Here is an 8,631-nt window from a genome sequence, read left to right as displayed (position 1 = left end):
GCTGCAAAATATTCGGTATTCGCACCGTGTGCCGTGAGTTATCCCTATCTGCAGCGCAGGTTGCCCACGTGTTACTCACCCGTCCGCCGCTAAACCAAAGGAGCAAGCTCCAATGGTTCCGCTCGACTTGCATGTATTAGGCACGCCGCCAGCGTTCGTCCTGAGCCAGGATCAAACTCTCCATTATAGAGAACATTTGACTGCTCTTAACTTGCTGGCGTATCGCCGTCCGAAGACGCGCGATTCGCTTTGATCTGCATAACGCTGATCAGTAAGTTGTGCGCGGGCCGCGTTCAACGGCCGTTGCTGTTTGTTGACGTTTTGCTGTTCAGTTTTCAAGGTTCAGTGTGCCGCGCTCTTTGGCGACTTGATTAATATAACATGGTCATATTATAGAGTCAATACTTTTTAAACGATTTTTGTACTTCTTTATTATAACAGAAAATTCTTAATAAAAAGATTACAAAAACGTTACAAATTTGAAAGGGAATTGCCTCTTTACATTGAAGGCTCCTCCTAATATTAAAAGGTTTTACACTAATGGTCAGTAATTGAAGTTATCTTGTAAAAAAGCCCTGCTGATATTTTCTTCCTCTCATACTTATTTACCTAATTTCATTTCCAACAGACCAACAACCGCTTAGTCTATTTCAAGTTCCTACTATATAACAGCCAGTGCAAATATTATTTTGCTCAAAAAAAATCCGCCAATCATTCTGGCGGATTTTTATATTTACGCTATGAAGACAAAATACAAAATGAAAATCACAAACAACCCATACATGATTGGATGAACCTGTTTGCCCTTCCCTGCTACGACCATCGTGATCGGATAAAAGATAAAACCAATTGCGATTCCCGTTGCAATACTATAGCCAAGCGGCATAGCAATCATCGTCAGGAATGCCGGCACTGCAATTTCAAATTTCGTCCAGTCTATTTTCCCGAGAGCCGAAACCATCAAGACGCCAACGATGACTAAAGCTGGAGCTGTCACAGCGCTGGTGATTACTTCAAGCAATGGATAAAAGAATATCGAGACGAGAAACAACAGCCCGGTGACGACGGCTGCAAATCCAGACCGTGCTCCTGCAGCAACCCCTGACGTCGATTCAATATACGAAGTGGTCGTCGATGTTCCGAAGATCGCCCCGCTCACCGTAGCGATCGAATCTGCCATCAACGCTTTGCCTGCTCTTGGAAGTTTATTGTCTTTCATCAAACCTGCCTGATTGGCTACAGCCACCAATGTTCCAGCTGTATCAAAGAAATCGACGAATAAGAAAGTCAACACTACGACAAGAAACTGGATGTTCAGCAACGAACCAAAATCGTTGAAGATCGGCTCAAGTGCTACACCAAATGTCGGTGCCATGCTCGGGACATTGAAATCGACGATTGCGCTCGGCAAGTTGACTACGCCAAAGAACATGCCGACAATCGCTGCAATCATAATGCCGAAAAAGATTCCGCCCTGAATGCCGCGGACCATGAAGACCACAGTGACAACCATACCGAAGATCGCCAGCAGCGCTGAGCTGTTCGATAGATCACCCAGTCCTACCAGAGTATCGGGATTACCGACGATGATGCCTGCATTCTGCAAACCGATAAAGGTGATATAAAGACCAATACCAGCTCCCACTGCGTATTTCAAATCTGCTGGAATGGCGTTGATGATCAATTCACGAAGTCCTGTTAATGTAATGAGAATAAAGATAAGACCGGAAAATAAAACACCTGTTAAAGCAGTTTCCCAAGGAATTCCGTAAGTGAGAATAACCGTATAAGCAAAAAATGCATTCAAGCCCATACCTGGAGCAAGCGCGATTGGATACTTCGCCAGGATCCCCATCACCAAACACCCAATTGCTGCAGCCAAAGCGGTTGCCATAAAGACAGCTCCATAATCCATTCGCATTGAATCTGGAAGATCAGGAACTGACTCCAGGGTTAATGTCAGTGGATTGACGACAAGGATATATGCCATCGCTAAAAATGTGGTTAATCCTCCGATAAATTCACGGCGGTAATTTGTTCCCAGTTCTTCAAACTGAAAATACTTTTTCATTCTGATTCCTCCGAATGCCAGCGTATAATTTCTACAAAAGAAAAACACATACAGCAAATTGCCGTATGCGTTCGATTTACCCTTTCACGTAAAAACTGAAAGGCACCCTACTCGGAAAATGAGCGGATTAAAATCGTAGTCGAGTCATTTACGGTGACTCGGTAGAAACTTTCGGGCCATATCCCCGACATTATACGACAAGCTTATTTAATTTCTTTCGTAATATATCATGGATAAACCCAATTAACAAGACTAAACACGAACATTTATAGGCGATAAATAAAAAAAGTTCGTGAAAAAGACAAAAAAAGATGCCAGCTGGATTTGCTGGCACCATCAGAACTATTCCCACTCAATCGTTGCAGGTGGCTTGCTCGTAATATCGTACAGTACGCGGTTAATGTGGTCGACTTCATTGACCAGACGGACGCTGATTTTCTCTAGCACTTCCCAAGGGATGCGTGCCCAGTCAGATGTCATGCCGTCAATGGAAGTGACTGCACGAATGCCGATAGCATAGTCATAAGTACGGGCATCGCCCATTACTCCAACGCTGCGAAGATCCGGAAGCACCGTAAAGTATTGCCAAATGTCACGGTCAAGGCCGGCTTTGCTGATTTCGTCGCGAAGAATCCAGTCAGATTCACGGACGATTTTCAACTTCTCTTCCGTGACAGCTCCCATGATGCGGATGCCAAGGCCTGGACCAGGGAAAGGCTGGCGCCAAACGATTTCATCCGGCATGCCAAGTTCTTTTCCAAGAACGCGTACTTCATCCTTGAATAGTGTGTTCAATGGCTCGATCAATTTAAACTGCATATCGTCTGGCAACCCGCCTACATTATGATGCGATTTGATGGTCTGTGCAGTGGTCGTTCCACTTTCGATGATGTCGGTATAAAGCGTTCCTTGTGCAAGGAAGTCCATGCCTTCCAGTTTCGAAGCCTCGTCATCAAACACATAAATAAACTCATTGCCGATGATTTTGCGTTTTTTCTCCGGGTCTGTGACGCCTTCAAGTTTACTCATGAAGCGTTCGCGCGCGTCAATTTTGATGACATTCATATTGAATCCGTCAGCAAAAGTCTTCATAACACTTTCCGCTTCCCCTTTACGAAGAAGGCCGTGATCGACGAACATGCACGTCAGTTGATCGCCTATCGCTCTATGGATCAAAACAGCAACTACTGATGAATCCACTCCGCCGCTAAGCGCGCACAAAACTTTTTTATCGCCGACTTCTTCACGGATTTTTTCAATCTCCAAGTCGATGTAATTTTCCATTGACCAGTCACCCGTCATGCCGCAAACGTCATAGACGAATTTGCGAAGCAGATCGTTGCCGTAGATCGAATGGCGTACTTCGGGGTGGAATTGAACGCCGTAGAATCTGCGGCTTTCATCAGCCATCGAAGCAATTGGACAGCCAGAGCTTGTTCCAATAACTTCAAATCCAGGAGGAGCTGCAGTAACCAGGTCACCGTGGCTCATCCAGACGATTTGTTCTTCAGGAAGGTCTTTAAAAATCTTACTTTCTTTGGTCAGCTTCAGTTCTGCTTTGCCGTATTCACGGTTTGAGGATTTCTCCACATTCCCTTTCAAGTGCAACGCCATAAGCTGCATGCCGTAGCAAATACCTAAAATCGGCAAGCCCATTTCAAAAATCGCCTCATCGACGGAAAAAGCGTTTTTATCGTAAACCGAGTTCGGACCGCCCGAGAAAATGATTCCTGTAGCATTCATATCCTTGATTTCTTCCGCTGTCACTGTGTGCGGATGAAGTTCACTGTATACCCCGATTTCGCGGATGCGGCGGGTGATCAATTGATTGTATTGACTTCCGAAATCCAAAACGACGATTTTTTTCTGTTCTTTCAACATTGGACTAACTGGCAAAACCTTCACCTCTTCTATTCAATTCAGGCCTCAAAATAACAAAAGAACGCGAAAATCGGACCTCGCGTTCTTCTGCTCTACATCAAAAAGGCGAATGCACATGTCAAAAAGCATGCGTCATCCACCTTCATAGTCAAGTCATTTCCGGGGACTTGGTAGAGACATCCGATCCATATCACCGGACATATATGAGGGCACCTGTAATCTATAATTTTCTCAATTGTACAAGCTAAAGGTTTTAAAATCAACCGCTCGTCCGATTGATTAAATTTTCCCGACTTTCCCTCAACTCATGCCAGTCAACGGATTCAGCATCGCCTCCGTACACTGTACGCTCATAGGCTTCGGTCAATTCCGACATTTCCCTCGTACCGAAAAACGAATCGATATATGCTGCATAAGATTTCAGCGTTTGTCCAGGCCGCCTGTGGATCCCGTACAATTCCAGTTGCTTCAGCAAGCGCAGATAGGCTTTTTCAAAACGAACCGATCTTCCTCTGCCCATTCGGTAATAGGAAACCAGCAGCTTCGGCATCCATTTATGACGAATCTTGAACAGGATGGTCCCCAAAAGCGCAATTCCTACAAATGCCCAGATCAATTTCCAGCGGTTGTCTGAAATAAAATCGATGGACCGATTCCAGAAAGAAGAACCTGAAGCCGCAGCTGCCTCTTCGTCGTCTGCGCTTCCGGGTTGTTCTGCTATCGGCTGTTCCTGTTGATCAGGCTGTTCCGGGTCTGTCGGATCCAGCTCCAAATCGAAATCAATGGAAGAAGATCCAGTAAAGCCGATTGTCGGTTCGAACAGCATCCAGCCAACGCCAGGCATATAAGCCTCCACCCATGAGTGGGCATTATTGTTTGTCACTTGATAAACATCGGTGCCGCCCTCTGAATTGATCAGCTCCCCTTCATTAAATCCCTTGACCCAACGGGCCGGAATATCAAGAGAACGCAGCATTACCACCATAGAAGTCGAAAAATTATCGCAATACCCTCTTTTGGTATCGAATAGGAACTGATCCACATAATCCTGATCTGCTTCAGGCACAGGGATATCGGATTGACTGTATTCAAATCCGGCTATGCTGAAATAACGCTCTATTGCACGCGTTTTGTCATAGACGGTGTCACTGCTCTCGGTGACTTCCGCAGCCAAATCCCTGACACGGTCAGGCAATTCTTCCGGCAATTGCAGAAACCGGCCAAACTCGGCAGGCAACTCCGCTAACTCCTCAGGGTTTGTTTCCCGTAAAGCAGCCAAGCTGTAACTTGGCTCAGTAAAGCTTATTTCGTACGCTTCGGGTTCGAACTCTTGTCCATTTTGATAAGTTTCAAATCGCTGATCAGCCGTACTGTATTGGTAGTCCAAGGAGTCTTCCATTGAAAAAGATTGGGTTCCATAAGGATAAAGGACAAATGGGAATCCCTGTTCCATCGACAAGAAAGCCGATTCCAGCTCTTCTTCACCCGATTCAAAATCGGTATCTACTGTTTCGCTATTTCCATAAATAAACGATTCGCCGATATTCTCTGTCAGTTCCCATCCCTTTGTCGTATAGACATCTTTCGATTCGACTTTCCAATACTGGCCTTCTGACACTTCAACTTGGAATACAGCTGTATCATCTCCGATAAAAGAGCCACCCAGCCGTGAATCGTCTACTCCGTAACCGATCCTGCCAACACTGCCTCCACTTCCGACACCCCCCTGTCCAGAGAACGAGGTGATAAACGGAACAGGATCCGGCCAAATCGGTCCGGCTTTTGGGAGGTATAACGCCAATGCAGTGGATAACGCCACCAATAAAACAAGCGGCACGGCAAACATGGCCATTTTATCCGTACGCTCCAAAATACGATGGCCTTCCATCCAACGCGCCAAATGCAGCAGTCCGGCAAGCAGCAGTCCGATGACCATAATCCGGACAATGGCCGTTTCTCCTGAGTACGGACTAAACGTATCTAAAACCGCGATGAATACAACTGTCAATAAATAAAATAGAAAGATGCTCAACCTGAAGCTTACCCAGTAATGAATCAAATAAATCGCCATCCACAACAAAACAAAAAACAGCACAGTCCGGAAAACATCTGTTGTTTGGGCCCAGTTCTGTGACGTTAACGCAGAAAAATTCATACCGAAATCTGTCCGGAGAAATGAAATTGCTTCGCCCGTAAAAAACACATTGCCAGTATAGACATAAATGATAAACCACAAAATATAAAGAATTTTTATCGGTCCGGAAAACCACCAAGGCACCCTTAAAAAAGCCATCCATAAACCAACAGCGATAAAAATTAGGAATAACGCTTTATGCCCTGTTTCGGTTAATACAATGACCGGCGTCAGCCATTCAGCCAGCATAAAGAAAACCAGCACGTACAAAACAGCCATAAATAATTTGTTTTTTCTTATGGAAGTCATTGCCGGTTCACCTCCGTAAACACTGTTGTAAAATTCTCCGGACTCACACGTTTGACCACAAACCCTTTCGAACGTGCAAACTGATGAACTTCTTCGTCTTCCTTCAGCAAGGATTCACCTTTATTGGCAACAACCAAACACATGCAGTTGCTTAGATTTTTAGCATTTTTCCTGATAGTCTCGACCATGTCCATCGACAGCTGACTAGTGACATACAGCAGACTCGAGGTGTTCATCTGCTGAAGCTCCCGGCCTATAGCCTGACCAACCGGTTTGTCCAAGTCGCTCTGCACTTTCGCCAAATGATACATCACCCGCTGCAGATGCTCCTCTGTTTGAATCAACGGGAAATAATTGCGATTTCGGCCAACTGACAGATAAGCCACGCTCGAATTGGCGCGCACAATCGACTGCAGGATAGAAGCTATCAGCTCTACCTGCAGCTCGAATTTTTCTGAAGGCTTTCGGTCATCCAGCAAAAAAAGTTCCTGCGACTGGCGATCCTCAAATTCTTTCGTCCGCAATGTCTGCGTGCGTGCATAAGATTTCCAGTGAATCCAAGATACACGGTCCCCAGGCTGGTAATCCCGAATTCCGCTGGCCATGGTCGTGTCCTTCACTAACGTAAACGGAGCCGCCATCGATCCTTGATCATAGCGGGATTCCATCGGCCGGTAAGCAATGTCTACTGTATTTGGATAAACCAGGACGATTTGTTGGATCGGCAGCAGGCGGTTTTTTTTCACCCATCCGAAAAAATCGGCAATTTCCAGGTGAATTCCTTCCAGCACATGCTCCCCCCTTGGCATCTGGTCGACAGTATAGGTCCAGGAATACTTTTTCCGAAATCCCGGAACAATCATTTTCTGCTGCTGGCCCGCCATTCTTTTATTCAGGGAAGATGAATTGGTTTGTTCGCTTAAAACAGTGTAAAGCAGCGGAAACGCGGTTTTCCGATTAATGGTCGTGGTAGCAGAAAAACTTCCGCCTTTCCGCACTTGGGCCGTATGAATTTTCCTCGATGCTTCAACATCCTGCAAGGGATAAAAAGTCAGCAAAACCGAATACAGGATAAACGGTAAGGACATGTAAAAGATAAACCAGCTGACAAAACCTCCCTGGAACATTGCAAAGGAAAATGTAAAAAAAAGGATGATTAAAACGATGAATAACCGTCCCCATAAACCTGTGATTTTTTTCAGTTGATTCATTGGCCTACTAGCCTTTGAACAGGTACACGGGTTTTCGCTAAGATTCGCTCTGTAATTTCCTCTGCGGTTATCCCGTCGTAACGGGCCTCCGACCGCAGCATGATGCGATGGCCAAAGACGAATTTCGCTAAATACTGCACATCATCCGGTGTCACATAATCCCGCCCCTTCAACAAAGCATAGGCTTGGGAAGCTTTCATCAGTGCAATCGAGCCGCGCGGGCTTACGCCCAAATAAACGTAAGCGTCCTGGCGGGTTTGTCTCGACAAATCGACAATATAGCTGCGGATGGTTTCGTCCACTTTAATCGTCTTCACCTGCTTTTGGAGTTCCAACAGCTCATTCAGGGAAATCACCGAAGTCAATTCTTCAATCGGTGCCGCAGATTGTGCACGATTCAACACTTCCATTTCTTCTTTTGGTGTCGGATACCCCATTTTTATTTTCAATAAAAAGCGGTCGAGCTGGGCTTCAGGCAGAGGATAAGTTCCTTCGTATTCGATCGGGTTTTGCGTTGCCATAACAAAGAATGGTTTGGGGATCTGCATCGTGACACCATCGATTGTCACAGAAGCTTCTTCCATCGCTTCCAGAAGAGAAGATTGTGTTTTTGGGGACGTCCGGTTGATTTCATCGGCTAAAATGATATTGCCCATGATCGGGCCGGGGCGAAAATGGAATTCCATGTCTTTTGGGTTGTAGATGGATACACCGATGACGTCCGACGGCAACAGATCCGGCGTAAACTGGATACGCTTAAAATCGGCGCCTACTGATTTAGCCAAAGCGCGGACCAGCATGGTTTTTCCGACCCCTGGAACATCCTCAAGCAGAACATGGCCATGAGACAGCATGGCAACGATGCTCAGCTCCGCAATATTGCGCTTGCCGATGATAACTTTTTCGATATTATCAATGACTTTTTCCAACCGTTCTTTTGCATTCATTTATAGTTCCTCCAATACAAATCAGAAAATGTTTTGAATTATCACAATCTTATCGTAATCATAACGAATTATGGATAA

Annotated in this window: 5 protein-coding genes, 1 rRNA gene and 2 riboswitches; all 6 genes read right to left on the bottom strand. The window is 45.5% G+C overall.

Features of this window, described 5'->3' with window-relative positions:
* Positions 1-187 (bottom strand): 16S ribosomal RNA (locus J7I83_RS03840); the annotation flags it as partial.
* A gap of 546 nt (positions 188-733) precedes the next feature.
* On the bottom strand, positions 734-2,071 hold the full coding sequence (locus tag J7I83_RS03835; RefSeq protein WP_215099352.1) for an NCS2 family permease: 1,338 nt from the start codon (positions 2,069-2,071) through the stop codon (positions 734-736).
* 116 nt (positions 2,072-2,187) lie between these two features.
* A riboswitch (purine riboswitch) is annotated at positions 2,188-2,289 on the bottom strand.
* Between the two features lie 124 nt (positions 2,290-2,413).
* Positions 2,414-3,952 (bottom strand): glutamine-hydrolyzing GMP synthase, encoded by a 1,539-nt coding sequence (gene guaA, locus J7I83_RS03830; protein ID WP_215099364.1) that lies wholly within the window; start codon positions 3,950-3,952, stop codon positions 2,414-2,416.
* 125 nt (positions 3,953-4,077) lie between these two features.
* A riboswitch (purine riboswitch) is annotated at positions 4,078-4,179 on the bottom strand.
* 32 nt (positions 4,180-4,211) lie between these two features.
* Complete coding sequence (locus tag J7I83_RS03825; RefSeq protein ID WP_215099351.1) at positions 4,212-6,395, bottom strand: transglutaminase domain-containing protein; 2,184 nt, start codon at positions 6,393-6,395, stop codon at positions 4,212-4,214.
* Positions 6,392-7,606 carry a DUF58 domain-containing protein gene (locus J7I83_RS03820; protein ID WP_215099350.1) on the bottom strand — a complete coding sequence of 405 codons (1,215 nt, stop codon included), beginning with the start codon at positions 7,604-7,606 and terminating at the stop codon, positions 6,392-6,394. Before J7I83_RS03820 ends, J7I83_RS03825 begins: the two co-directional genes overlap by 4 nt.
* The gene (locus J7I83_RS03815) at positions 7,603-8,553 is read right to left on the bottom strand and encodes an AAA family ATPase (protein WP_215099349.1); all 951 of its coding nucleotides are present in this window, start codon (positions 8,551-8,553) and stop codon (positions 7,603-7,605) included. Before J7I83_RS03815 ends, J7I83_RS03820 begins: the two co-directional genes overlap by 4 nt.
* Positions 8,554-8,631: the final 78 nt, after the last annotated feature.

This window comes from Planococcus sp. ISL-110 (assembly GCF_018613575.1).
Taxonomy (GTDB): Bacteria; Bacillota; Bacilli; order Bacillales_A; family Planococcaceae; genus Planococcus.
The sequence above is the reverse complement of the archived record's forward strand: the minus strand, read 5'-3'. Positions and strand labels throughout refer to the sequence as shown.

What these genes read in the sequence shown, in the direction of transcription:
- J7I83_RS03815 (WP_215099349.1), bottom strand. Translation starts at nt 8,553, where the DNA reads ATGAATGCAAAAGAACGGTTGGAAAAAGTCATTGATAATATCGAAAAA.
- J7I83_RS03825 (WP_215099351.1), bottom strand. Translation starts at nt 6,395, where the DNA reads ATGACTTCCATAAGAAAAAACAAATTATTTATGGCTGTTTTGTACGTG.
- J7I83_RS03820 (WP_215099350.1), bottom strand. Translation starts at nt 7,606, where the DNA reads ATGAATCAACTGAAAAAAATCACAGGTTTATGGGGACGGTTATTCATC.
- J7I83_RS03835 (WP_215099352.1), bottom strand. Translation starts at nt 2,071, where the DNA reads ATGAAAAAGTATTTTCAGTTTGAAGAACTGGGAACAAATTACCGCCGT.
- guaA (WP_215099364.1), bottom strand. Translation starts at nt 3,952, where the DNA reads ATGTTGAAAGAACAGAAAAAAATCGTCGTTTTGGATTTCGGAAGTCAA.